Origin of the sequence: Pseudonocardia zijingensis (assembly GCF_042657305.1) — a bacterium.
Classification (GTDB): domain Bacteria; phylum Actinomycetota; class Actinomycetes; order Mycobacteriales; family Pseudonocardiaceae; genus Pseudonocardia; species Pseudonocardia zijingensis.
Map to the genome: position 1 here is coordinate 74,587 of NZ_JBHSKO010000023.1, position 24,001 is coordinate 98,587.

Consider the following 24,001-nt stretch of genomic DNA (forward strand, 5'->3'; position numbering starts at 1 on the left):
GGGGGGCCCGCCGACGGACGGAGGCGGGGGGCGAGGCCCCGGAGGTTCAGGAAAGCCACATTGAGGGCCGCTCCGGCCCTGAATGTGGCTTTCCTGAACTCCCCCCGGGAGGCCCGCCTAGCCCTCCCGGACCTCGTCGGCGAGGCGGTCGAGCACCGCCACGAAGGTGTCGCGCTCCCCGGGGCTGAGGTCGGCGAGGAACTCCGCCTCGACGGCCCGGATCGCCTCCCGGCAGGAGGCCGCGAGCTCACGGCCGGCCGCTGTGAGGGCGACGACGCGGTTGCGCCGGTCGGCCGGGTCCGGCGTGCGGCGGAGCAGGTCGCGGGCCTCGAGGCGGTCGAGGATCGGGATGAGGCGCGTCTTGTCGCGCCCGACGGCCGCGGCGAGCTCCGACTGGGTGGGGGCCGGGCCGCGCTCGAGCGTGGTGAGGACGGCGTAGTCCCACATCTCGACGTCGTGCGCCCGCAACACCGGCTCCTCGGCCTTGATCATCGCGCGGGCGAGCCAGGCGAAGGCCGCGCCCAGGTCGTGCCGCTGCTCGCCCACCCGGAGACGATATCTCTTGACCAATGATAAACAGCGGTAGATTATCTACGCATGAAGAAGATTCTCGCACTGCACCGGCGGTCCGTGGAGGGCATCCGCCCCGTCCTCGCCCCGATCGGCCTCCCCGACCTCGACCGCCCCACCCCGTGCGCCGGCTGGGACCTGCGCGCCCTGCTCGAACACATGACCGGCCAGGACCACGGGTTCGCGCGCGCCGTCACCGCGACGCGCACGGGTGCCGAGATCGACCCCGGCGCATTTGCCCCCCGCCCGCTCGATCCCTCCCCGGCGGCCACCCTCCGCGCGGGCCTCGACGACGTGGTGGCCGCGTTCGCCGCGGGCGCCGCCGGCCCCGTCCCGATGCCCGAGTTCGGCGCGCAGCTGCCCCTGGACGTCGTGGTCCAGATGCACCTCGTCGACACGCTCGTGCACGGGTGGGACGTCGCGGCCACGCTGGGCGTCCAGGACGACTACGCGGCGCGGCTCGACGCCGAGGTGGTCGGCGCGGCACTCGCCATGTGCGAGCAGATCCCGGACGACGCGTCGCGCGAGCGTGCGGGCGCCCCCTTCGCACACGCGCTCCCGGCCGCGCGGGACGCGGATGCCTGGACCTGCGTCCTCACGTCGCTGGGCCGCGACCCGGCGTGGACGGCAGGCAGCCTGGTGGGGTAGCCGGGCCGGACGACGGTTCAGCCGGTCAGGGGCGCTCCCCGCGCACGACGCGCCGCAGCCGGGGCAGCCGCTCGGCGAGCGCGCGTTCGGCACCGCGGGTGGTGGGGCGGTAGTAGTCGCGGCCCACGAGGCCGTCGGGCGGGTACTGCTGGGCGAGCACGCCGTCGGGGTCGCCGTGGGGGTAGCGGTAGCCCACCGCGTTGCCGAGCTTCTGGGCGCCGGCGTAGTGGCCGTCGCGCAGGTGCGGGGGCACCGCGCCCGCCGCGCCCGCGCGCACCTCGGCCATGGCCTCGTCGATGCCGGTGATGACGGCGTTCGACTTGGGCGCGGTGGCGAGGTGGACGGTGGCCTGCGCGAGTGCGAGCCTGCACTCCGGCAGCCCCACCAGCTGCACGACCTGCGCCGCGGCCACGGCGGCCTGCAGCGCGGTGGGGTCGGCGAGCCCGATGTCCTCGCTGGCGTGCACCATCAGCCTGCGCGCGATGAAGCGCGGGTCCTCCCCCGCCACCAGCATGCGGGCGAGGTAGTGCAGGGCGGCATCGGGGTCGGAGCCGCGGATCGACTTGATGAACGCGCTGATCACGTCGTAGTGCTGGTCGCCCTGGCGGTCGTAGCGCACCGTGGCCTCGGTGACGGCGCGCTCCACCGCCGCGACGTCGATCACGGCGTCGGGTGCGCCGGTGCCCGTGACGCCGTCGGCAGCCGCCTCCAGCGCGGTGAGCGCACGCCGGGCGTCGCCGCCCGCCAGCCGGACCAGCGCGTCCTCGGCGTCGGGTGCGAGCGACACGCTGTCGCCGAGCCCGCGCGGATCGGTGACGGCGCGGCGCAGCAGCGCGCGGACGTCGTCGTCGGTGAGCGACTGCAGCTGCAGCACCAGCGACCGCGACAGCAGCGGCGACACCACCGAGAACGACGGGTTCTCCGTGGTGGCCGCGACGAGCAGCACGAGCCGGTCCTCGACCGCGCCGAGCAGGGCGTCCTGCTGGGTCTTGGAGAAGCGGTGCACCTCGTCGATGAACAGGACGGTCTGCTGGCCCAGGTGGTCGCGCCTGCGGCGGGCGTCGTCGATGACGGCGCGCAGCTCCTTGACGCCCGACGAGAGCGCCGACAGCGCCACGAAGTGGCGGCTCCCGACCCCCGCGAGCAGCCGCGCCATCGTGGTCTTGCCGGTGCCGGGCGGGCCGTAGAGCAGCACCGACGCCGCAGCTCCCCCCTCCACGAGCCGCCGCAGGGGGGCGCCGGGGCGCAGCAGGTGGCCCTGCCCGACCACCTCGTCCAGCGTGCGCGGGCGCATGCGGACGGCGAGCGGCGCCGTGGCGCGCGCCCCGGCGTCCTCGGCCGGCGCCGCCTCCGGCTCGCCCAGCTCGAACAGCCCGTCGGCCTCCGTACTCATCCCGTCCAGCCTGCCACCCGCGTCCGACAACCTTCCCGGGCGGCCCGTTTTTGATCTTTCCGTGTCGGGGAAGAGCCGTGGTCAACGCCCGCCGCCGTCGCGTAGACCGGCGAGAGCCAGTCGAGGGGGGGCGCATGACGGGATACCGGCGGATCGCGACCGAAGAGGCCTTCGCCCCGCCGGAGTTGCTGCAGCTCTACCGCGGCCTGCTGCGCGACGGCGACGGCGACGTGCCGCGCGACCGCGGGTTCGAGAGCCTCTGGGGCTTCTACCTCGGCAGCGCGGCGGAGCGGCCGCGCGCCGTGGTCCGCAGGCTGACCGACCTCGGGGCCGGGCGCATCGCCGACATGGACGCCGCCGGCATCGACCACCAGGTCCTCGCGCTGACGGCACCCGGCACGAACGTCCTCGACGCCCCCACCGCCCGCACGATGGCCACGCTCACCAACGACATGGCCGCGCAGGCCGTGCGCGACCACCCCGACCGGTTCACGGCGCTCGCCACGGTGGCGTGGCAGGACGCCCTCGACGGCAACGCCGACGCGGCGGTGGCCGAGCTGGACCGCGCCGTGCGCAGGCTCGGGATGTGCGGCGTGATCGCCAACTCGCACGTGCAGGGCACCTACCTCGACGACCAGCGGTTCTGGCCCGTGCTGGAGGCGGCGGAGCTGCTCGACGTGCCCGTCTACCTGCACCCGAACACCCCGAACGACCGGATGGTCGAGCCGCTGCACGAGGCGGGCCTCGACGGTGCGATCTACGGGTTCGCCGTGGAGACCGGCATGCACCTGCTGCGGATCGTCACCTCGGGGGTGTTCGACCGGTTCCCGCGGCTGCGGCTGGTGGTCGGCCACCTCGGCGAGGCGCTGCCGTTCTGGCTGCCGCGCATCGACCACTTCCACGCCGCCCAGGTCGCGTCCGGCCGCTACCCCGCGATGAAGGCGCTGCAGCTGCGGCCGAGCGACTACCTGCGCCGCAACGTCTGGTACACGACGAGCGGGATGGCCTGGCAGCGCGGGATCATGTTCGTGCGCGAGGTGGTGGGCCCCGACCGCGTGCTCTACGCGATGGACTACCCGTACCAGTACGAGCCCGACGAGGTCCGCCACCAGGACGAGCTCCCTCTCGACGCGGCGGCGAAGCGCGAGTTCTTCGAGGGCATCGCCACGCGCCTGTTCCACCTCACCGTCTGACCGCGTCCCGCCGCGCCTCCCCCACGGCCGTCGGGCTCCCGTGGGACGGTCGGCCCGTCAGCGGAAGGAGACGGCGATGACCCTCTCGTGGCCCAACCACCCGATCACGCTCGAGGAGTGGGAGGCACTGCCGGAGGACTCGGCGAACAAGCTCGAGGTCGCCGAAGGGATGCTCGTGATGTCGGCCAGACCCCTGTCGCGACGCCAGAAGGCAGCAACGCGTCTCGAGACGGCGCTCGACGACCAGTTGCCGCAGGAACTCACGGGTCTCACCGTCGTCGAGGTGCTGATCGCACTCGACCCGCTCACGATCCGGGCACCAGACGTGCTCGTCACCCGTACAACGCTCTTCGAGACCGACCCACCTCGGTACGAGGCCGCCGAGGTGCTCCTCGGCGTGGAGATCCCTTCCACCGGTACCCGGCGGATCGACCGCGTCCTGAAGTTCTCCGAGTACGCCGAGGCCGGCATCCCGCAGTACTGGATCGTCGACCTCGACGAACCCACCAGCCTGCTTGCCTACGTGCTGGCCGACGGCACCTACGAGCTGTCCGGCGGGCACACCGGCAAGGCCGACCTCGACGTCGCGGGCCACCGGGTCCAGATCGACCTCCCCGCCCTCACCCGCCGCGAGCGGGAGCGCTCAGCCGAAGCGGACGTGCCGCAGGCTCACCGCGTAGCGGCGCAGCCGCCGCCGCACCCGCCCGTCGAGGTTCGGCGCGATCGGCAGCCCGGCGGACGCCGCGATGCGCGTCGCGACGTCGGGCACGGGCAGGTGGTCGGTGCGGATGTGCTCGGTGAACTCGGGCGCCCGGAGCCGGTCGAGGCACTCGTCGAGCTTGGCCACGGCGAAGCTGTCCCGCTTCACCCCGCGCCCCCACCCGCGCTCGCGCAGCCGTGCCAGCACCGTGGCCCGCTCGGCCAGCAGTGCGAAGTGGCGCACCTCGTGCCCGTCCTCGCGCAGCCGCCCCACCACCTCGTCGAAATAGCCGGGGTGCACGAGCGTCATCGGCGCGATCACCGGCCCGTCGTGCTTGCGGAGCACCAGGTCGAGCACCTCCCGCACCCCGATCCGCCACGCCGTGAGGTCCTGGAAGTCGCCGCGCAGCGGGCGCGGGGTCATGCGGTGCAGGCCGAAGCCGACGTCCTCCGGGTCGCACACCACGCTCCCCGGCATCCGGCGGTGCAGCTCGTACGCGGTCTGCGTCTTCCCGCCACCGAACGGCCCGTTGATCCACAACAACACCCGCCAGACCCTAGGGGCTCTCAGCATCCGGGAATCGGGTTCCGCATCCCAGGATCCGTCCGGCATGCTCGGGGCGGGTCCCACCCGGCCCGCCGCTCCGCTCGCCCTGCCGACCCAGGACGACCGTTCTCCTGGATCTCCGCTGGACCTCTCCTGCATCGGCACCGCGAAGGCGACCCGCATGACCCTCACCCTGTCCGCACGGCTGCGCGACGTGCGCGGCTCGGCCATCCGCGACCTCCTCGCCCTCACCGCCCGCCCCGAGGTGATCTCCCTGGCGGGCGGCCTGCCCGGCACCGACCTGCTCCCCCGCGAGCGCATCGCCGCCGCGCTCGCCGAGGCGATGACCGATCCGGCGGCCGTGCAATACGGCGAGACCGCCGGCCTGCACCGGCTGCGTGAGGCCGTGGCGGCGCACGAGTCGGGCCGGATCGGGCGCCCCGTCGGCGCCGGCGACGTCGTCGTGACCAGCGGGTCCCAGCAGGCGCTCGACCTCCTGGCGCGCGCGGTGCTCGACCCCGGCGACGCCGTGGTGGTCGAGGACCCGGTCTACGTCGGTGCGCTGCAGGTGTTCCAGGCCGCGGGCGCGGCGCTGCACCCGGTGCCCGTGGACGCCGACGGCATGGCCGTCGACGTGCTCGCCGAGCGGCTCGCCGCCGGCCTGCGGCCCCGTCTGGTCCACACCGTGTCCAGCTTCCACAACCCGCGCGGGGCCACGCTCACCGCGCCGCGCAGGGCGCTGCTCGCGCAGCTCGCCGAGCGCTACGGCTTCCTCGTGGTGGAGGACGACCCGTACGGGCTGCTGGCCTTCGACGGCCCGCCTCCGGTGCCGGTGGCCGCCCACGGCGATCGGGTCGTGCGGCTGGGCAGCGCGTCGAAGGTGCTCGCCCCCGCGCTGCGGGTCGGCTGGCTCACCGGGCCGGCCGCTCTGTGCGCCGCCGTGGAGCGGCTCAAGCAGTGCACGGACCTGTGCTCGTCCAGCCTCACCCAGCTCGTCACGGCCGACCTGCTCACCGACGAGGCCTGGTTCGCCGGGCACCTCGACGGGCTCCGCGCAGCCCTGCGCGAGCGCGCCAGCGCGCTCACCGGCGCCGTGTCGGCGGAGTTCGGCGACACCGTCACCTGCTCCGTCCCCACCGGCGGCATGTTCTGCTGGCTGGAGTTCACCGACGGCACCCGCCCCGCCGACCTGCTGCCGGGCGCGCTGGACCACGGCGTCGGCTACGTGCCGGGCACGGCGTTCGCCGTCGGGCAGGACCTCTCCGCGGCCGCACGGCTCTGCTTCGCCTCGAACGATCCCGCCCGGCTGCACACGGCCGTGGCTCGGCTCGGCGCGGCCCGGCGCGCCGCAGCGTCGTAGGGTTCCGGCGTGCGCGAGATCCTCGAACTGCTGGAGCGCGACGCCCAGCTGTCCCACGACACGATCGCCACGATGACCGGGCTGCCGGTCGCCGAGGTCAGCGAGGCGATCGCCGGCTGGGAGGCGTCCGGGGCGATCCGCCGCTACAAGGCCGTGGTCGACTGGGACCTCGTCGACGAGGACCCGACCAGCGAGAACGTCACCGCGTTCATCGACGTCTCGCTCGCCCCCGCCCGGGGGGTCGGGTTCGACGACGTCGCGGCCCGGATCGCGCGGTTCGACGAGGTGCGCAGCGTGTACCTCGTGTCCGGCAGCCACGACCTGCGCTGCACGGTGAACGCCCGCACGATCCGCGCGGTGTCCGACTTCGTCTCCCAGAAGCTCTCGACGATCGACCGGGTGCAGTCGACCGCCACCCACTTCGTCCTGAAGACCTACAAGCGCGACGGTGACGCATTCACCCCGCAGGAGGCCGACCACCGGCTGCCGGTGACCCCGTGAAACCGCTCAACAGCGTGATCGCCGCCTGCCCGCCGTCGGGCATCCGGCGGTTCTTCGACATCGCCGCCGAGATGGACGACGTGATCTCGCTCGGTGTCGGCGAGCCCGACTTCGTGACGCCGTGGCGGGTGCGCGAGGCGGGCATCTACGCGCTCGAGCAGGGCTACACCACCTACACGTCCAACGCCGGGCTGCCCCGGCTGCGCGAGCTGATCTGCGCCGACCTCGCGGCGCGCTACGGCGCCGCGTACGACCCGGGCACCGAGTGCCTGATCACCACCGGGGTGTCGGAGGGCCTGGACCTCGCGCTGCGCGTGCTGCTCGACCCGGGCGACGAGGTGATCGTCCCGGAGCCCTGCTACGTGGCATACGAGCCGTGCGTCGCGTTCGCGGGCGGCACCCCGGTGCGGGTGCCGACCCGGCCCGAGGACGGCTTCGCCGTCGACGCGGATCTCGTCGCGGCGGCGATCACGCCGCGCACGAAGGCGGTGCTCATCGGCTCGCCCGCCAACCCGACCGGGGCCGTGCAGCCGCGGGAGGCCCTGGAGGCCCTCGTCGCGCTCGCCGAGGAGCACGACCTCTACCTCGTGTCCGACGAGATCTACGCCCGGCTCACCCACGTGGGCGCGCACACCTGCCTCGGCGCGCTCCCCGGTGCCCGCGAGCGCACCGTGGTGCTGGGCGGGTTCTCCAAGGCACAGGCGATGACGGGGTGGCGCGTGGGCTGGATCTGCGCTCCGGCCCCGGTGGCCGAGCTGGCCGTGCGGGTGCACCAGTACACGATGCTGTGCGCGCCGCACATCTCCCAGCTCGCGGCGGTGGAGGCGCTCTCGGCGCCCGACGACGAGGTCGACGCCATGGTCGCCGACTACGACCGGCGCAGGCGCGTGTTCGTCAAGGGCCTGCGCGAGACCGGCCTCGACTGCCCGGAGCCCGGCGGCGCGTTCTACGCGTTCCCGTCGATCCGCTCCACGGGGCTGGACTCGGAGACGTTCGCCGAGCGGCTGCTGCACGAGGAGCACGTGGCCGTGGTGCCCGGCAACGTCTTCGGGCCGTCCGGCGAGGGCCACGTGCGCTGCTCCTACGCCACGGCCCTGCCGCTGCTGGAAGAGGCCCTCGTGCGCATCGACCGGTTCGTCCGCAGACAGCAGGGACCCCAGTAGTCGGACGTCCACGGAGCGTAACCGTCACCACGGCTTCACCGGTCTGCAACTCTGGCCCGGGAGCCTCGGCGACATGGACAACGCCGCACAAGACAGCACCGCCTGCCCGCTGTGCGCGCTCGAGCGCACTCCGGCCGATGCCGCCGGACTCGCCTGGAGCAGCCAGCACGAGCTCGACGGTTCGATCACCTGGATCTGCCCCACCTGCACCCGGGCCCAGCTGTGGCGGATCGAGTCGCTGCTCACCGTGGCCTCGCCCACCGCACCCGTGGCCCCACTGCCCATGCGGCCCGCCGCCTGATCACCCTGCTCGATCGACCGCCCCGTGGGGCAGCGCCGCCCGCGGGCTGATCCGTCCTCAGGCCACGGAGCGGAAGGCCGGGTAGAGCGGCAGGGTGCCCGGCGCGTCCGGGAACCGCTTCGCGAGCGCCCCTGCCACCGCGACGCCGAGCTCGGCGGTGGCGGGCAGCCCGCCTTCCTCCGCGGACCGGGCCATCTCACGCCAGTAGTGGCCCAGCGCGCTGCTGATGCGCGGGGAGCGGGTGGCGTCCGGGCCGATCGGGCGGTCGCGCTCCCGGATCCGCGGCAGGAGCCACCACGTGGTGAGCCACACCCACAGCAGCTGCGCGTGCAGCAGCCTGCGCTCGAGCACGACGGGTTCGTCCAGGTCGGGCCAGACCGGGGCGATCTCGTTGCGCCACGCCTCGAGCATCGTGTCGGCCAGGCCGGCGGGCAGGGCGAAGCTCGCCTCGCAGCCCGGGAACGGCACGCGGAAGTAGGCCGCGTCCAGCGCGACGTCGCGGAAGCAGCCCCACTCGAAGTCGACGAACCGGACGCCCCGGCTGGTGACGAGGTTGTTGTCGGGGCAGGTGTCGGACGGGCTGAACGCGCGGTAGCGGGTGCCACCGAGCAGCCGGGCCGTCTCGTGGGCCTCCAGCACAGCCGCGGACGAGGCGTCGACGCCGAGCTCCCGCGCGAGCAACGCAGGCCCCTTGGCCAGGGCGACGCGCGCGTCCTCGGCCACCGGGTCGCGCCAGGCGCGCTCACCCAGCCGCCGCAGCAGCGCGCCGAAGTCGCCCTCCCGCCCCGCGGTGGCGGCCTGCATCCGGCCGAGCGCCCGCGCCCAGCTGAGCATGTTGCTGCGCGCGGCGGCCGGATCCGGCCCGAAGAGCTTGTCGGCGAGCGTGGAGCTGCGGCCCAGGTCCTCCAGCACCAGCAGGCGGGCCTGCTGGTCGTGGGCGATGAGCACGGGACTCGGGCGCGCGTCGGCGGGGAGCGCGGTGAACAGCTGGCAGCTGGCCACCTCGTAGTGGAAGGGGTCGGGCCGGTCCGGCTCGGGCTCGCCGAGGTAGTGCTTCACCACGATCGTGCGCGGCAGCGAGAACGGGTTGCGCGCCAGGCGGGCGCGCGCCACCACCGACCGCTCGCTGCCCCCGAGGTCCTCGGGATCCGCGAGCACCACACCGGCGCCGGACCGGCGGGTGAGCAGTCGCTCGGCAGCAGCCAGCGCAGTGAGCACCGGCCTGGGGAAGCTGCCCAGGTCGCGAACCATCGTGTCGACCCTACCCCGCAGACAGCTTCCGTCTGCCCTGCCGCGATCTGCTTCTGGCGAGCAGGAGCACGGCGGCGGCCGCGACGACGATACCGAAGAGGTTGACGGCGAGCTGGACCCCGGACTGCATCGCCTGCACGTAGCGACCTTCCACCAGCGCCACGGAGGCGAACGCCGCGGCCGGCACGGTGGTGACCGAGATGAACACCCCGACCAGGGTGGCCGACTTCGCGGAGGTCAGCGACAACATGCCGGCCGCACCGGCGAGCAGCGCGACGATCAACGAGAACGGGCCCACCTCGTAGATGAACCCGACCTGGTCGAGGTCGGCCAGGTCGGCGGTGGACAGCAGGCCGACCGCGTCGAGCAGCAGCGAGGCCAACGCCGTGATGGTCATGGCGAGCGGGAAACCCACGGCCAGCGCGACCGCCCCGCGCCGCACCAGGTCGCCCCGGCGCAGGACGAGACCCACGGCGACGGCCGCGAGCGGCCCGAACTCCGGCCCCAGCACCATCGCGCCCACGACGGTGACCGGCGAGTTCGTGATCGCGCCGATCGCGGCGAGCAGGCAGGCGATGGTCAGGAACATCTGGTAGGTCACGGAGAGCCGGGACTCCTCGCCCGTGCGGGCCACGACCTCGTCCCAGATGACGGCGTCCTGCGGGTCGCCGGGCGCCGCCTCCTCCGCGGCGTCGCCCGCGTCGGACAGGCTGGTGTCGATCACCTCGAGCGTGACGCCACCCGCCCGGTCGACACCCAGCGCGCCCAGCCTGCCGAGCAGGTCATCGGCCACCTCGCGCGCGACGTCGGCCTCCACCAGGTCACCGGACGGCTGCACAGCGACCCCGGGCAGCATCGTGACGTGCGTGGCGCCCGGTTCGGCCACCAGCAGGTCACGCACCGCCTCCGACCGGTCCGGCGGCACGATCACCCTCATGTGCAGCACGGGACCACCCCCGCGGCTGCACCGCTCACAGCTTCGTGGGCGGCTCGTCCGCGGCCGGGGACGCGGCCGCGGCAGCGGGCGGCGGCACCGCGTCGACACCCGCCTCCTTGCGCTGCTCGGGCGTGATCGGCGCGGGCGCCGCGGTGAGCGGGTCGTAGCCGCCGCCGGTCTTCGGGAAGGCGATCACGTCGCGGATCGACTCGCCGCCCGCCAGCAGCATGCAGGTGCGGTCCCAGCCGAACGCGATCCCGCCGTGCGGCGGCGGGCCGTAGGCGAACGCGTCGAGCAGGAACCCGAACTTCTCCCGCTGCTCCGCCTCGTCCATCCCGAGCAGCGCGAACACCCGCTGCTGCACGTCCGAGCGGTGGATACGGATGGACCCGCCACCGATCTCGTTGCCGTTGCAGACGATGTCGTAGGCGTAGGCCAGTGCCTTGTCCGGCGCCTCCTCGAACCGGTCGAGCCACTCCGGGTTCGGCGAGGTGAACGGGTGGTGCACCGCGGTCCAGCCGATCTCGTTGCCCTTGTCGTCGCGCACCCGCTCGAACATCGGCGCGTCGACGACCCACACGAACGACCACGCGCTCTCGTCGACCAGGCCGCACCGGCGGGCGATCTCGCCACGGGCGGCGCCGAGCAGGTCCCGCGCGTCCGACGGGTGACCGGCGGCGAAGAAGATCGCGTCGCCCGGGGCGGCGCCCACGGCCTTCGGCAGCCCCTCGCGCTCGGCCTCGGACAGGTTCTTCACCACCGGGCCGCGCTCGCTCACGGTGCCGTCGTCGTCGACCAGCACGTACGCCAGGCCGCGGGCCCCGCGCTGCTTGGCCCACTCCTGCCACGCGTCGAGCTGCTTGCGCGGCTGCGACGCCCCACCCGGCATGACGACCGCACCGACGTAGGGCGCCTGGAACACGCGGAACGAGGTGTCGGCGAAGTAGTCGGTGAGCTCGGTGAGCTCCACGCCGAAGCGCAGGTCGGGCTTGTCCGAGCCGTAGCGGGCCATCGCCTCGGCGTAGGTGAGCCGCGGGATCGGGAGCGGCACCTCGTAGCCCGCGAGCTCCTTCCACAGGGCCGCGACGATCGACTCACCCAGCTCGATCACGTCGTCCTGCTCGACGAAGCTCATCTCGATGTCGAGCTGCGTGAACTCGGGCTGGCGGTCGGCGCGGAAGTCCTCGTCGCGGTAGCAGCGGGCGATCTGGTAGTAGCGCTCGGTGCCCGCCACCATCAGCAGCTGCTTGAACAGCTGCGGGCTCTGCGGCAGCGCGTACCAGGAGCCGGGACGCAGGCGCGCGGGCACCAGGAAGTCACGCGCCCCCTCGGGGGTGGAGCGGGTGAGCGTGGGCGTCTCGACCTCGACGAAGTCGCGCTCGTGCAGCACCGTGCGCGCGATCCGGTTGGCCTCGCTGCGCAGCCGCAGCGCGGCGGCGGGGCCGCTGCGGCGCAGGTCCAGGTAGCGGTGCTTCAGGCGGATCTCCTCGCCGGTGTCGCCGCTGTGCTCGTCCAGCGGGAACGGCAGCGGCGCCGACTCCGACAGCACGGTGAGCTCCGTGGCCGTGACCTCGATCGCGCCCGTGGCCAGGTCGGGGTTCTCGTTGCCCTCCGGGCGGCGCACGACCTCACCGGTGACCTGCACGCAGAACTCCGCGCGCAGCCGGTGGGCGCGCTCGGCCATCTCGCCCTCGCGGAACACCACCTGCGCCGATCCCGACGCGTCGCGCAGGTCGATGAAGATCACGCCGCCGTGATCGCGGCGGCGCGCCACCCACCCGGCGAGTGTCACGGACTGTCCGGCGTGGTCGGCACGCAGAGTGCCGGCGGGGTGGCTGCGCATCACGACCGAGAAGGCTATCCGGAACAGGCCAGCGGGTTTCCCGCACCCCGCTACAGGAGCGCGAGCTGTTCGGCCGGAGGGGTGCGCGCCCCCTCGACCGTGGGTGTGCGGGGCATGCCCACGCCGCGGTCGAGGCCGTGGCTGCGCAGCAGCGGGCGGACGCGCTCGGCCAGCGCCCGCCGGTACTCCGCGTGCACGTACGCACCCCGGCGGTAGAGCCGGGCGTAGGGCTCGACCAGGCCCGGGTGCTCCCGGGCGAGCCAGGCCAGGAACCACTCGCGCGTGCCGGGGCGCAGGTGCAGCGCGAGGACGCTCACCCCGCTCGCCCCCGCCGCCGCGATCTCGGCGAGCAGCGCGTCGAGCGCCTCGGCCGAGTCGGTGAGCAGCGGCAGCACCGGCGCCACCATCACCCCGCAGTCGAGGCCGGCGTCGGCGATGCGGCGCACGAGCTCCAGCCGCGCCGCCGGGGACGGGGTGCCCGGCTCGAGCCGGGACTGCAGCGACCGGTCGAGCAGCGCGATCGACACGCCCAGCGAGACCGGCACGTCGGCGGCCGCCGCGGCCAGCTGAGGGAGGTCGCGGGCGAGCACCGTGCCCTTGGTGAGCACGGAGAAGGGCGTGCCCGAGCGCGCCAGCGCCCCGATGATCCCCGGCATCAGCCGGTAGCGGCCCTCCGCGCGCTGGTAGGGGTCGGTGTTGGTGCCCATCGCCACCGGCTCCCCCGCCCAGCGCGGCGACCGCAGCTCGCGCTCGAGCACCCGCGCCACGTTGACCTTGACGACGATCTGGTGGTCGAAATCGGCGCCCGCGTCGAAGTCGAGGTAGGTGTGCGTGTTGCGGGCGAAGCAGTAGGTGCACGCGTGCGTGCACCCCCGGTACGGGTTGACCGTCCACGTGAACGGCATCCGCGAGGCACCCGGCACCCGGTTCAGCGCCGACTTGGCCTCCACCTCGTGGAACACCGTGCCCGCGAACTCCGGCACGCGCACCGACCTGAGCAGCCCGCGCATGCCCGGCAGGACCGGCGCGGCCCCGAGGCCCTCGTCGAGCACCTGCTGCCCGCTCCACCGGAATTCCGCAGCCATGCCACCATCGAACACCTGTTCGACTCCGTGCGCAAGCCGGTCGCGATGCGCGAAGCTGCCCCCATGACTCGCACGTTGGTGGTGATGGGGGTGTCCGGCGTCGGCAAGAGTTCGGTGGCCGCCGAGATCGTGGCGCGCACCGGCTGGGCTTTCGTCGAGGGCGACGACCTGCACCCGGAGGCCAACCGCGCCAAGATGGCGGCCGGCACGCCCCTCGACGACGACGACCGCTGGCCGTGGCTGCGCCGCATCGCCGCCTGGATCGGCGAGCAGGAGGCCGCGGGCCGCGACGCCGTGGTCACCTGCTCCGCGCTCAAGCGCAGCTACCGCGACCTCCTGCGCGACGGGCACACCTCGGTGCGGTACGTGCACCTGCTCGCCTCCCGGTCCCTGCTGCAGGCCCGCGTCGACAACCGCCGCGGGCACTACATGCCCCCCGCCCTCCTCGGCAGCCAGCTCGCCACGCTCGAACCGCTCGACCCGGACGAGCCCGGCTTCGGTGTCGACACCGACCGCTCCCCCGCCGACATCGCCGACGACGTGCTCGCCCACCTCGCGGACGGCGACCGGACCAGCGCCGATGCGCCGAGCGGCGGAGGGCGCTGACGATCGCACCCCACGACCGCTCACCCGCAGCCGACGGGCCGGTGGCCGCGCGACGCCCACCGGCGACAGGACGGATCGGGCGAACCGCCCGCTTGCGTTGCAAGACTGTGACCCGTGCCTGCTGACGAACCGGACGAGCCCACCGGGGCGGTGCGGGGCCGACGCCCACCGGGTCGGCACCGCACCGACCGTCCCGACGCCGCCCCGCGCACCCCGGAGGTCGGGTTCCCCGCCGTCCACCGGCCCGGGCAGCGGCCGCCCGACCGCCCCCGGCACGCGCGCGGCGGCGACCGGTACACCGCGCGCGGAGGGTCCAGCGGTGGCGGGGCCGCCTGGGACGACCCTGCATGGAACGGGGCGGCCCGGAACGACGCAGCCCCGGACGACGCAGCGTGGAACGACCCGACCTGGGATGACGCACCGTGGACCGGCGAGCAGCCCCGGAGCGACCGGCTCGGGGACGAGCAGCTCTGGGACGACCGGCGCGGGGACGACCGGCCCGGGGGCGGGGACGATCACGATCGGGGCCTCACCCGCGTGCGTCGCGACGCCGCCCCACCACCCGGGAGCCGGATCCAGGACGCCGACCCGTACGCCGGGCCACTCCCGGCCGATCCCCAGCCCGCTCCGCCGGGCCGGTCCACCGCCCGCCGGGCCGTCCCGGACCGGTACGCCGCCCCGTCCGGCGACCAGGCGGACGGGTCGTACGCAGCCGATCCGCACCCCGCCGAACCCTTCGCCGCCGAACCGCAGCCGGCGCCCCCGGGCCGGTCCGCGTTCCGCCGGACCGCCCCCGACAGCCACGCCGCCGAGAGCTACGGCCAGGCGGACCGCGACCGGCCCCGCGACGAGCCCCATGGCGCTGCGCTGTTCTCGCCCGATCCCCACGCCGCCGACCAGCAGCCGCCACCCCCGGGCCGAACCCCGGACGACCGCGCCGCCGAGCGGTACGCGGCCGCCCCCGGCCGCGACCAGCCCGGCGATTCCCGCGCCGATGGCGCGTACTCCGGCGAACCGCCGGGCCGGTCCACTTCCCGCGGGGCCGGCCGGTACGAGGCGTACGCGGACGATCCCTACCGCGACCAGCCCGCCGACCCGGGCGACGTCGACCCCTACGCCCTCGAGCGGCCGGGACGGCCCGCCTCCCGCCGGGGCACCCCCGACCGGAGCGCCGGTCCCACCGGCGAAGACCCGGTCGAGGCGTACCCAGCGGATCCGTTCCGCGACCGGTCCGCCGTCGCCCATGACGGCGACCCGTACGGCGCACCGCAGTCGGCGTCCCCGGGCCGATCCACGCCCCGCCGGGCCACCTCCGCCGACCAGGCGGACCACGCCGCCGAGGGGCACCCGCACCGCGACCGGCCCCGCGACGACGACGTGTACGGCGAGGAGCTCTTCGCGGCCGATCCCCACCCCACCGAGCAGCGGCCCGCACCCCCGCACCGGAACGCCGGCGACCGCGCCGACGAGGGGTACGCGACTGCCCCGTACCGGGACGGGCCCCGCATCCCCCGCGACGACGACCCGTACGCCGCCGAGGCGGAACCCGTTCCCCCCGGCCGGACCGCCTTCCGCCGGGCCGACCCGTCCGGCGACCCCGCGGACGAGGGGTACCGGCCCGACGTCCCCCGCGAGGACGACCGCGTCCCGGGTGGGGAGCGCGGCGCCGCACCTCCCGGGCGGGGACGGCCGGGACCCCCCGCGGGCCCGGTACTGCCGGCGCTGCCGGACCGCAGGCCGGGCGACCCGCCGGGTGCGCCGGCGGAGCTGTTCGTGGAGACCACGGCCGAGACGCCCGCCCTCACCCCCGAGCTCCTGAGCCGGCACGCCAACTCGCTGAAGCGGCAGGCCCCCGCCGACGAGCCGGCGCCGGAACCGGCACAGCCGGAACGCAAGCGGGTGCTCGGGGTGCCGCTGCCCGCGCTGCCCGGGTGGGCCGGGCGGCTGCTACCGGGTGCGCAGGCCGGGCAGGACGCCCACGGGCACGGCCACGGGCACGGCCCCGCCCGGCCCGCGGGGCGGCGGGTGCGCATCCTCATCGCGGCCCTGCTGGTGCCGTGTGCGCTCGCCACGCTCGCCGGGCTGGCCCTGCTCTGGCCCACCGGTGGCCCGCCGGCCACGGCGCAACCGATCGGCCAGGACCTGGTGCACGCGCAGGTCACGGCCACCCGCATCGCAGACTGCTCGGGCGGCGACGGCTCCGGCGGCTGCGTCGCGCTGGTCGTCCACATGGCCGATGGACCGCGGGCAGACCGCGACCTCGTGCAGATGGTGCCGATCGAGCCGAGCACCCCGGAGTTCGTCGTGGGCGACCAGGTCGTGCTGGCGTGGTCGGGCGCCGACCCGGACGAACCGGGCTCCTACCAGGTCGTGGACTTCCAGCGCGACGTGCCGCTGGCCTGGCTCGCCGGCCTGTTCGCCGCGGCGGTGCTCGTGCTGGGGCGGTGGCGCGGCCTCGCCGCGCTCGCGGCGCTCGGGCTCAGCTTCGTGGTGCTGCTGTTCTTCGTGGTGCCCGCGATCCTCGCGGGGCGCGACCCGCTGTCCGTCGCGGTGGTCGGGGCCTGCCTGATCATGTTCGCGGTGCTGTACCTGACGCACGGGCCGTCCGCGCGCACGTCCACCGCCGTGCTCGGCACGCTGCTGTCGCTCGCGCTCATCGGGGCGCTCGGCGCAGGGTTCTCCGCCGCCGCGGACCTCACCGGCCTCGACGACCAGACGACCAACCTCATCGCCACGCTCGGTACCGGCGTCGACGCCCGCGGGCTCCTGCTCGCGGGGGTGGTGATCGGCGCGCTCGGGGTGCTCGACGACGTCACCGTCACCCAGACGAGCGCGGTCTGGGAGCTGCGGTACGCCAACCCGGAGCTCGGGGCCCGGAGCCTGTTCACGTCGGCGATGCGGATCGGGCGCGACCACGTCGCGTCCGCCGTCAACACCCTCGTGCTGGCCTACGCCGGTGCCGCGTTGCCGCTCCTGCTGCTGTTCTCGTTGTCCGGGCGTGGGTTCGGCGACGTCGTCACGTCACAGGAGGTGGCCACCGAGATCGTGCGCACCCTCGTGGGCAGCATCGGGCTGGTCGCATCGGTGCCGATCACCACCGCGCTCGCGGCCGCCGTCGCCTCCCGGGAGGCGGTGCGGCCGGCCTCCGCGTGAACCGCACCACGCGGACAACGCTTGCCCGAACGTCGTCCAGCAGTGATCCTCGACCCGTGACTCCCCTTTCCGTTCAGCTCTACACCGTGCGCGAGCTGCTGGCCGAGGACCTGCCCGGCACCCTCGACCGGCTCGCCGCGCTGGGACTCGCCCACGTCGAGCCCTTCCGGCTCACCGACTACGCGGCGCAGCTCGGTCCCGCGCTCGCGGCGAGCGGGCTGACCGCGCCGACGGCCCACCAGCACGTCGTCGGCACGGGAGCGGAGGACGAGATCTTCGCCACCGCCGCCGAGCTCGGCGTGGCCACCGTGTTCGACCCGCGGATCGACCGGGAGCGCTTCGAGACCGCGGACGGGGTGGCCGCGGTGGCCGACGACCTCAACGCCGCGGCGGCCGTCGCCGCCCGGCACGGGGTGCGGATCGGCTACCACAACCACGCCCAGGAGCTGGAGATCCTCCACGACGGCACACCGGCCTTGGAGCTGCTCGCCGAGCACCTCGGCGACGAGGTGGTGCTGGAGGTCGACACCTACTGGGCCGCCGTCGGCGGGCAGGACCCGGTGGCCCTGCTGAAGCGGCTCGGGGACCGGGTCACGGCCGTGCACGTCAAGGACGGGCCGGCCACGCCCGACCCGATCGACCAGGTGGCGGTCGGGCAGGGCGGCCTCCCCGTGCGGGAGATCCTCGCCGCGGCCCCGCAGGCGCTGCGGGTCGTGGAGCTCGACGACACGCGCGGCGACCGCTTCCAGGCCGTGGCCGACAGCTGCGCGTGGCTGCGCGCCGAGGGCCTGGCATGAGCGCGAACGGCTCGGGGCCGGTGCGGGTCGGCGTCATCGGCGCCGGCGTGATCAGCACCGAGTACCTGCGCAACCTCACGGCCCTGCCCGACCTCGACGTCCGCGCGGTCGGCGACCTCGACCCGGAGCGGGCCCGCGCGCAGGCGGCCGCCTTCGGCGTGCCGCGCGGCGGCCCGGTCGCCGACGTCCTGGCCGACGACGCGATCGAGCTCGTCGTCAACCTCACGGTGCCGCAGGCCCACGTCGACGTGGCGCTGCAGGCGCTCGCCGCGGGCAAGCACGTGTGGAACGAGAAGCCGATCGGGCTGGACCGCGAGAGCACGCGCACGCTGCTCGACACGGCCGGTGCGAGGGGGCTGCGCGTGGCCACCGCACCGGACACGTTCCTCGGCCCCGGCATCCAGACGGCGCGCCGCATGCTCGAGTCGGGCGTGATCGGCACCCCGCTCACGGCCCTCACGCTGTTCCAGACGCCCGGCCCGGAGTCCTGGCACCCCAACCCCGACTTCCTCTTCCAGGACGGCGCCGGGCCGCTGTTCGACCTCGGGCCGTACTACATCACCGCGCTCGTGCAGCTGCTCGGCCCGATCACGCAGGTCTCCGCGGTCACGTCCCGCGCGCGGGCGAAGCGCACGATCGGCTCCGGGCCGCGCGCCGGGCAGCAGTTCGACGTCACCGTGCCCACCCACGTGGCCGCGATCTACCGGTTCGCGGGCGGCGCGAGCGCGCAGAGCCTCTTCAGCTTCGACTCCGCGGTGAAGCGCCGCACGATCGAGATCACCGGCACCACGGGCACCCTCGTCGTGCCCGACCCCAACACGTTCAGCGGCGACGTCGTGGTGCACGGGCTCGACGGCGAGCCGGTCACCACGCCCGCCGCCCCCGCGCCCGCCACGCGCGGCACGGGCGTGCTGGAGCTCGCCCGCGCGGTGCGCGCCGGACGGCCGGAACGCGCGTCGGGCCTGCTCGGCGCCCACGTCCTCGACGTGATGATCTCCACGATCGAGGCCGCCGAGCGGGGTGCCCCCGTGGACGTCACGAGCCCGGTGGAGCTGACCGCGGCCCTCCCGCAGGACTGGGACCCGACCTCCGCCACCCTGGTCGGATGACGCAGGGCACGGCGCCTTCGGGCAACACAGCGCCTTCGGGCAACACAGCGCCTTCGGGCAACACAGCGCCTTCGGGCACGCGGATCGCGGTGGCGAGCTTCATCGGCACGGCGATCGAGTTCTACGACTTCTACATCTACGGCACGGCCGCGGCGCTCGTGTTCGGCGCGGTGTTCTTCCCGTCGTTCTCCCCGCTGGCCGGCACGCTCCTGTCCCTCGGCACGTTCGCCGTGGGGTTCGTCGCCCGGCCGCTGGGCGCCATCCTGTTCGGTCACTTCGGCGACCGGATCGGGCGCAAGCGGATGCTCATCGTCTCGCTGGTGACGATGGGCGGGGCCACCGTGGCGGTCGGGCTGGTGCCCTCCTACGACACCATCGGGGTGCTCGCCCCGATCCTGCTGGTGACGGCCCGGTTCCTGCAGGGCATCGGCCTAGGCGGCGAGTGGGGCGGGGCGGTGCTGCTCGCCACCGAGTACGCCCCGCCCGGGCGGCGCGGGCTCTACTCGGCGTTCCCGCAGCTCGGGCCCGCGGTGGGGTTCCTGCTCGGCAATGCGCTCTTCCTGCTGCTCGCCGCCACGATGTCGGACGAGACGTTCCGCAGCGTCGGCTGGCGCATCCCGTTCCTCGCCTCGGCCGTGCTGCTGGTGGTGGGCTACTACATCCGGATGCGGATCGCCGAGACCCCGGTGTTCCAGGCCGCGATGGACCGCCAGGAACGCGCCCGGGTGCCCTTCGTCGACCTGCTGCGCAGCCAGCCGCTGGTGCTGGTGCTCGCGACGCTGTCGTTCATCCTGTCGCACACGCTGTTCTACACGGTCACGACGTTCGCGCTGTCGTACGGCACGGGCACCCTGGGCCTCGACCGCACCACGATGCTGGGAGCGGCGATGGTGGCCGTCGCGGTGATGGGGGCGGCCACGCTGTGGTTCGCGGTGCGCTCCGACCGCGTCGGCCGCAAGAAGCTGTGCCTCGCCTCCGCGGTGTGCGCAGCGGTGTGGGCGTTCCCGCTCTTCTGGCTGATCGACAGCGGCAGCCCGGTGCTCATCGCGCTCGGCATGACCGGCGGGTTGCTCTGCTTCGCTATGCTCTACGGCCCGATGGGCGCGTTCCTGCCCGAGCTGTTCCGGGTGCGCTACCGCTACTCCGGCGCCTCGTTCGCCTACAGCGCGAGCGGCATCGTCGGCGGCGGCATCAGCCCGCTGGTGGCCACCGACCTGTTCGCCCGCACCGGGTCGAGCGCGGCGGTGTCGGCGTACGTCGTGGTGATCGCGGTGATCTGCTTCGTCAGCCTGCTGCCGCTGGGCGAGACCAAGGACGCCGACTTCACCGACGGGCTGCGGGCGAAGCCGGCTTCCTGACCACCAGGCTCGCCTCGCCGTCGCGTTCGACGTGGTGGAGCACCTCGAGGTGGCCGAACGCCGCCCGCAGCTCCCCCGCGGGCGCGCGGAACGGCCCCGGCCCCTCCCCCACCTCGGACAGCACGGTCACGACCAGCAGCCCGCCCGGGGCGAGGCGATCCGCCAGCTGCGGGTACCACCGCGGGTCGCGGAAGCGCTGGCAGACCACCACGTCGTACGGTCCGCCCCCGGCCGGCAGGCCGGCGTCGAGGTCGTGGAGCCGCCAGTGGACGTCCACGCCTTCCCGGCGGGCCAGCGCCCGCCCGGCCTCCAGCGCCACCGGGGAGACGTCCAGCGCGTCCACGGTGAACCCGCGGGCCGCCAGCCAGACGGCCACCGTGCCCCGCCCGCACGCCACGTCCAGCGCGCGCCCGCCCGCCGGGAGCAGCTCGGTGCGCCCCCGCAGCGCGTCCGGCGGCGCGGGCTCGCCGGCGCCCGCCACGGCGTGCCGCGCGTCCCAGCGCTCACGATCGGCGTCGGCCACGGTCAGGCCAGCGCCGTGACCACCGACTCGACCGCGGCGTCGAGGGCCACGTCCTGCTGCTGCCCCGAGGCCAGGTCCTTCACCCCGATCGTGCCGGCCTCGAGGTCGCGCTCACCCAGCACGAGCGCGAGGCGCGCTCCCGAACGGTCGGCGGCCTTCATGGCGCCCTTGAGGCCGCGGCCGCCGTAGGCGAGGTCCACGCGCACGCCGGCGCGGCGCAGCTGCGCGGCCAGCACCACCAGCCTGCGTTTGGCCGCATCGCCCAGCGGCACCCCGAACACGTCGCAGCGCGCCTCCGACCACGGCGCCACGCCCTCGGCCCGGCACGCCAGCAGCGTGCGGTCGACGCCGAGGCCGAAGCCCACCCCGGACAGCGGCTTGCCGCCCAGCGTGGCCATCAGCCCGTCGTAGCGGCCGCCCCCACCGATCCCGGACTGCGCGCCGAGCCCGTCGTGCACGAACTCGAACGTGGTCTTCGTGTAGTAGTCCAGGCCGCGCACCATCCGCGGGTTCTCGGTGTAGGGCACGCCGAGGTCGTCGAGGTGCTGCAGCACCGCGGCGTGGTGCTCGGCCGAGGCTGCCGACAGGTGGTCGATCAGCAGCGGCGCGTCGGTGAGCAGCTCCCGCACCTCGGGCCGCTTGTCGTCGAGCACGCGCAGCGGATTGAGCTGCGCACGGGCCCGGGTGGGCTCGTCGAGCGGCAGCCCGGCCAGGAACTCGCGCAGCAGCCGCCCGTACTCGGGACGGCACTCGGCGTCGCCGAGCGAGGTGATCTCCAACCGGTAGCCGGTGAGCCCCAGTGCCCGGAAACCCTCGTCGGCGACCGCGATCACCTCGGCGTCCAGCGCCGGGTCGTCCACCCCGATCGCCTCGACGCCCACCTGCTGCAGCTGCCGGTACCGCCCCGCCTGCGGCCGCTCGTAGCGGAAGAACGGGCCCGCGTAGCGCAGCTTGACCGGCAGCCCGTGCCGGTCGAGACCGTGCTCGATCACCGCCCGGACGACGCCCGCGGTGCCCTCCGGCCGCAGCGTGACCGACCGGTCGCCGCGGTCGGCGAACGTGTACATCTCCTTGCTCACGACGTCGGTGGACTCGCCGACGCCCCGGGCGTACAGCCCGGTGTCCTCGAAGATCGGCAGCTCCAGCAGCCCGTACCCGGCCCGCTCGGCCGCCCCCTCCAGCGTGGCGCGCACGTGGGCGAACCCGGCCGACTCCGGCGGGACGTACTCCGGGATGCCCTTGGGCGCGGAGAAGGGCTGTGCCTTCCGCTGCTCCTCCACGGCCGTCACAGCCCCCGTCCTTCCGCCGGCACCCCGAGATCCTGCAGGAACGGGTTGCTCGCCCGCTCCCGCCCGATCGTGGTGGTGGGACCGTGCCCCGGCAGCACGAGCGTGTCGTCCGCGCGGGTGAGCAGCTTGTCGCGCAGGCTCGCGAGCATCTGCTGGTGGTCACCGCCGGGCAGGTCGGTGCGCCCGATCGAGCCGGCGAAGAGCGTGTCGCCCGCCAGCACGACCTCGACGCCCTCGTCCGTGGGCGTGCTGAACACCACCGAGCCGCGGGTGTGGCCCGGCGTGTGGTCGACGGTGAGCGTGAGCCCGGCGAGCTCCAGCGCCGCGCCGTCGGTGAGCTCGCGGACCTCGCGGGGCTCCCGCATCTCCAGCCGCCCGCCGAAGAACGCGGAGGACTCGGCCGACACGCCCTTGAGCGGGTCGGAGAGCATCTCCCGGTCGTCCGGGTGGATCCAGGCGGCGATGTCGTTGCCGTCGCACACCGGCGCCACGCTGAAGGTGTGGTCGAAGTGCCCGTGGGTCAGCAGCACCGCCACCGGGGTGAGCCGATGTTCGGCCAGCAGCGCGTCCAAGGGCTCGACGGCGTCCTGACCCGGATCGACCACGACGCACGCCTCGCCCGGACCCGCCGCCACGACGTAGCAGTTGGTCTGGAACGAACCGGCTGGAAAACCTGCGACGAGCACCTCATCAGCCTAGAGGGGCCCGTTCACACCTCACCGGGGCCTCTCAGGTGGGGTCGCTATCCTGCCGCCGATCGGTGGATGCGAGGGAGTTGCGGTGACGACCAACCAGATGCGGCGCGAGGCGGCCAAGCGAAAGCTGGAGAACCAGCAGAAGCGGCGGGCCGAACGTGCCCGTCGGCGCCAGCGCACCGCGATGATCACCTCCGTCTCGGTCGTGGTCGTGGTGGTCGTGGCCGTCGTGCTGCTCTCCACCGTCGGCCTCCCCGGTGGCGGCGACGACACCGCGGCGCCGCCCGCGGACGCCCCCACCACGTCGGCGCCCCCGGCCGCGGCCGGCGTGCCCGAGTCGATCCCGACCGAGATCGCACCCGCCCCGGCGCGCCCCACACCGCTACCCGCCTCTGTGACCTGCGACTACCCGACGGGCGGCGAGACCGCGTCGAAGCCCGTCCAGCCGCCCGCGGGTGGCGACGTCAGCGCCACGGGCACGGTCGCCGTCACCCTGGAGACCGGCGACGGCGCCATCCCGCTCACCCTCGACCGCGCCCTCGCCCCCTGCACGGTGAACAGCTTCGAGAACCTCGTCCGGCAGGCCTACTTCGACGGCACCGAGTGCCACCGGCTCACCACCGGCGCCGGGCTGCAGGTGCTCCAGTGCGGTGACCCGTCGGGCACCGGCGCCGGCGGGCCCGGGTACACGTTCGCCGACGAGGTCTTCCCCGAGCTGACCTACGGGCGCGGTGTGCTCGCCATGGCGAACGCCGGCCCGAACACCAACGGCAGCCAGTTCTTCATGGTCTACGGCGACGCCCAGCTGCCGCCGCAGTACACGGCCTTCGGGACGATCAGCCCGGAAGGGCTGCAGGTCATCGACCAGATCGCCAACCGGGGCCAGGACCAGAGCAGGGACGCCACGGACGGCGCGCCCGTCCAGCCGGTGACCATCGAGCGGGCGCTCGCGAGCTGACCCGCACTGCACCGCCCATCGA

Annotated in this window: 22 protein-coding genes and 1 pseudogene; 13 read left to right on the forward strand and 10 right to left on the reverse strand. The window is 74.5% G+C overall.

Features of this window, described 5'->3' with window-relative positions; genetic code table 11:
* Window positions 1-117: 117 nt before the first annotated feature.
* Entirely contained in the window at window positions 118-546 is a 429-nt protein-coding gene (locus ACFPL3_RS32425) for a MarR family winged helix-turn-helix transcriptional regulator (RefSeq protein ID WP_343939569.1), read from the reverse strand.
* 51 nt (window positions 547-597) lie between these two features.
* Here ACFPL3_RS32425 and ACFPL3_RS32430 point away from each other — a divergent pair, with 51 nt between their 5' ends.
* Window positions 598-1,218, forward strand: coding sequence for a TIGR03086 family metal-binding protein (locus ACFPL3_RS32430; RefSeq protein WP_343939571.1), 621 nt, complete (start codon window positions 598-600; stop codon window positions 1,216-1,218).
* A gap of 25 nt (window positions 1,219-1,243) precedes the next feature.
* On the opposite strand, the gene ACFPL3_RS32435 is transcribed toward ACFPL3_RS32430, so the two are convergent.
* Complete coding sequence (locus ACFPL3_RS32435) at window positions 1,244-2,611, reverse strand: replication-associated recombination protein A (RefSeq protein ID WP_379589996.1); 1,368 nt, start codon at window positions 2,609-2,611, stop codon at window positions 1,244-1,246.
* A gap of 134 nt (window positions 2,612-2,745) precedes the next feature.
* Here ACFPL3_RS32435 and ACFPL3_RS32440 point away from each other — a divergent pair, with 134 nt between their 5' ends.
* Window positions 2,746-3,804, forward strand: coding sequence for an amidohydrolase family protein (locus tag ACFPL3_RS32440; protein ID WP_343939575.1), 1,059 nt, complete (start codon window positions 2,746-2,748; stop codon window positions 3,802-3,804).
* A 169-nt stretch (window positions 3,805-3,973) separates the two neighbouring features.
* Window positions 3,974-4,315, forward strand: a pseudogene (locus tag ACFPL3_RS32445) (Uma2 family endonuclease); the annotation flags it as partial.
* A gap of 132 nt (window positions 4,316-4,447) precedes the next feature.
* On the opposite strand, the gene ACFPL3_RS32450 reads toward ACFPL3_RS32445, so the two are convergent.
* Window positions 4,448-5,050: an AAA family ATPase gene (locus ACFPL3_RS32450; RefSeq protein ID WP_343939577.1), complete on the reverse strand. Its 603-nt coding sequence runs from the start codon at window positions 5,048-5,050 to the stop codon at window positions 4,448-4,450.
* Between the two features lie 64 nt (window positions 5,051-5,114).
* Between ACFPL3_RS32450 and ACFPL3_RS32455 the strand changes: the two genes are divergently transcribed.
* The 4 genes from ACFPL3_RS32455 (at window position 5,115) to ACFPL3_RS32470 (ending at window position 8,375) form a co-directional block, all read left to right on the forward strand.
* Window positions 5,115-6,410 (forward strand): aminotransferase-like domain-containing protein, encoded by a 1,296-nt coding sequence (locus tag ACFPL3_RS32455; protein ID WP_343939579.1) that lies wholly within the window; start codon window positions 5,115-5,117, stop codon window positions 6,408-6,410.
* A 9-nt stretch (window positions 6,411-6,419) separates the two neighbouring features.
* The gene (locus ACFPL3_RS32460) at window positions 6,420-6,911 is read left to right on the forward strand and encodes an Lrp/AsnC family transcriptional regulator (protein WP_343939581.1); all 492 of its coding nucleotides are present in this window, start codon (window positions 6,420-6,422) and stop codon (window positions 6,909-6,911) included.
* Entirely contained in the window at window positions 6,908-8,074 is a 1,167-nt protein-coding gene (locus ACFPL3_RS32465) for an aminotransferase class I/II-fold pyridoxal phosphate-dependent enzyme (protein ID WP_343939583.1), read from the forward strand. The genes ACFPL3_RS32460 and ACFPL3_RS32465 overlap by 4 nt, the downstream gene beginning before the upstream one ends.
* Before the next feature lie 73 nt (window positions 8,075-8,147).
* The gene (locus ACFPL3_RS32470; RefSeq protein ID WP_343939585.1) at window positions 8,148-8,375 is read left to right on the forward strand and encodes a hypothetical protein; all 228 of its coding nucleotides are present in this window, start codon (window positions 8,148-8,150) and stop codon (window positions 8,373-8,375) included.
* Between the two features lie 57 nt (window positions 8,376-8,432).
* Here ACFPL3_RS32470 and ACFPL3_RS32475 read toward each other — a convergent pair whose 3' ends face one another.
* The 4 genes from ACFPL3_RS32475 to ACFPL3_RS32490 are packed head-to-tail and all read right to left on the reverse strand — an operon-like array spanning window position 8,433 to window position 13,491.
* Window positions 8,433-9,626 (reverse strand): hypothetical protein, encoded by a 1,194-nt coding sequence (locus tag ACFPL3_RS32475; protein WP_343939587.1) that lies wholly within the window; start codon window positions 9,624-9,626, stop codon window positions 8,433-8,435.
* A 10-nt stretch (window positions 9,627-9,636) separates the two neighbouring features.
* Complete coding sequence (locus tag ACFPL3_RS32480) at window positions 9,637-10,572, reverse strand: DUF389 domain-containing protein (protein WP_343939589.1); 936 nt, start codon at window positions 10,570-10,572, stop codon at window positions 9,637-9,639.
* A gap of 25 nt (window positions 10,573-10,597) precedes the next feature.
* A complete protein-coding gene (aspS, locus tag ACFPL3_RS32485) occupies window positions 10,598-12,409 on the reverse strand; it encodes an aspartate--tRNA ligase (RefSeq protein ID WP_343939591.1) in 1,812 nt (603 codons plus the stop codon).
* A 47-nt stretch (window positions 12,410-12,456) separates the two neighbouring features.
* A complete protein-coding gene (locus ACFPL3_RS32490; protein WP_343939593.1) occupies window positions 12,457-13,491 on the reverse strand; it encodes an Rv2578c family radical SAM protein in 1,035 nt (344 codons plus the stop codon).
* 63 nt (window positions 13,492-13,554) lie between these two features.
* Here ACFPL3_RS32490 and ACFPL3_RS32495 point away from each other — a divergent pair, with 63 nt between their 5' ends.
* From ACFPL3_RS32495 to ACFPL3_RS32515, 5 genes are all read left to right on the forward strand, one after another.
* A complete protein-coding gene (locus ACFPL3_RS32495; RefSeq protein WP_343939595.1) occupies window positions 13,555-14,097 on the forward strand; it encodes a gluconokinase in 543 nt (180 codons plus the stop codon).
* A gap of 114 nt (window positions 14,098-14,211) precedes the next feature.
* Window positions 14,212-17,250 (forward strand): YibE/F family protein, encoded by a 3,039-nt coding sequence (locus ACFPL3_RS32500; protein WP_379590002.1) that lies wholly within the window; start codon window positions 14,212-14,214, stop codon window positions 17,248-17,250.
* A gap of 56 nt (window positions 17,251-17,306) precedes the next feature.
* Window positions 17,307-18,047 carry a sugar phosphate isomerase/epimerase family protein gene (locus ACFPL3_RS32505; protein WP_343939597.1) on the forward strand — a complete coding sequence of 247 codons (741 nt, stop codon included), beginning with the start codon at window positions 17,307-17,309 and terminating at the stop codon, window positions 18,045-18,047.
* A complete protein-coding gene (locus ACFPL3_RS32510) occupies window positions 18,044-19,156 on the forward strand; it encodes a Gfo/Idh/MocA family protein (RefSeq protein WP_343939599.1) in 1,113 nt (370 codons plus the stop codon). Before ACFPL3_RS32505 ends, ACFPL3_RS32510 begins: the two co-directional genes overlap by 4 nt.
* On the forward strand, window positions 19,153-20,514 hold the full coding sequence (locus tag ACFPL3_RS32515) for an MFS transporter (protein WP_425564162.1): 1,362 nt from the start codon (window positions 19,153-19,155) through the stop codon (window positions 20,512-20,514). The genes ACFPL3_RS32510 and ACFPL3_RS32515 overlap by 4 nt, the downstream gene beginning before the upstream one ends.
* On the opposite strand, the gene ACFPL3_RS32520 is transcribed toward ACFPL3_RS32515, so the two are convergent.
* The 3 genes from ACFPL3_RS32520 to ACFPL3_RS32530 are packed head-to-tail and all read right to left on the reverse strand — an operon-like array spanning window position 20,480 to window position 23,012.
* Entirely contained in the window at window positions 20,480-21,037 is a 558-nt protein-coding gene (locus ACFPL3_RS32520; RefSeq protein ID WP_379590005.1) for a class I SAM-dependent methyltransferase, read from the reverse strand. The genes ACFPL3_RS32515 and ACFPL3_RS32520 overlap by 35 nt on opposite strands.
* Before the next feature lie 2 nt (window positions 21,038-21,039).
* Window positions 21,040-22,317, reverse strand: coding sequence for a histidine--tRNA ligase (gene hisS, locus ACFPL3_RS32525; protein WP_343946314.1), 1,278 nt, complete (start codon window positions 22,315-22,317; stop codon window positions 21,040-21,042).
* Window positions 22,318-22,322: 5 nt separating this feature from the next.
* Entirely contained in the window at window positions 22,323-23,012 is a 690-nt protein-coding gene (locus ACFPL3_RS32530; protein WP_343946309.1) for an MBL fold metallo-hydrolase, read from the reverse strand.
* Between the two features lie 94 nt (window positions 23,013-23,106).
* Between ACFPL3_RS32530 and ACFPL3_RS32535 the strand changes: the two genes are divergently transcribed.
* Window positions 23,107-23,979, forward strand: coding sequence for a peptidylprolyl isomerase (locus tag ACFPL3_RS32535; protein WP_343946310.1), 873 nt, complete (start codon window positions 23,107-23,109; stop codon window positions 23,977-23,979).
* Window positions 23,980-24,001 lie beyond the last annotated feature (22 nt).

Excerpts from the sequence above, each read along its gene's own strand:
- ACFPL3_RS32490 (WP_343939593.1), bottom strand. The coding sequence starts at position 13,491 with ATGGCTGCGGAATTCCGGTGGAGCGGGCAGCAGGTGCTCGACGAGGGC.
- ACFPL3_RS32495 (WP_343939595.1), top strand. The coding sequence starts at position 13,555 with ATGACTCGCACGTTGGTGGTGATGGGGGTGTCCGGCGTCGGCAAGAGT.
- ACFPL3_RS32440 (WP_343939575.1), top strand. The coding sequence starts at position 2,746 with ATGACGGGATACCGGCGGATCGCGACCGAAGAGGCCTTCGCCCCGCCG.
- ACFPL3_RS32515 (WP_425564162.1), top strand. The coding sequence starts at position 19,153 with ATGACGCAGGGCACGGCGCCTTCGGGCAACACAGCGCCTTCGGGCAAC.
- ACFPL3_RS32475 (WP_343939587.1), bottom strand. The coding sequence starts at position 9,626 with ATGGTTCGCGACCTGGGCAGCTTCCCCAGGCCGGTGCTCACTGCGCTG.
- ACFPL3_RS32430 (WP_343939571.1), top strand. The coding sequence starts at position 598 with ATGAAGAAGATTCTCGCACTGCACCGGCGGTCCGTGGAGGGCATCCGC.
- ACFPL3_RS32455 (WP_343939579.1), top strand. The coding sequence starts at position 5,115 with ATGCTCGGGGCGGGTCCCACCCGGCCCGCCGCTCCGCTCGCCCTGCCG.
- ACFPL3_RS32470 (WP_343939585.1), top strand. The coding sequence starts at position 8,148 with ATGGACAACGCCGCACAAGACAGCACCGCCTGCCCGCTGTGCGCGCTC.
- ACFPL3_RS32435 (WP_379589996.1), bottom strand. The coding sequence starts at position 2,611 with ATGAGTACGGAGGCCGACGGGCTGTTCGAGCTGGGCGAGCCGGAGGCG.
- ACFPL3_RS32510 (WP_343939599.1), top strand. The coding sequence starts at position 18,044 with ATGAGCGCGAACGGCTCGGGGCCGGTGCGGGTCGGCGTCATCGGCGCC.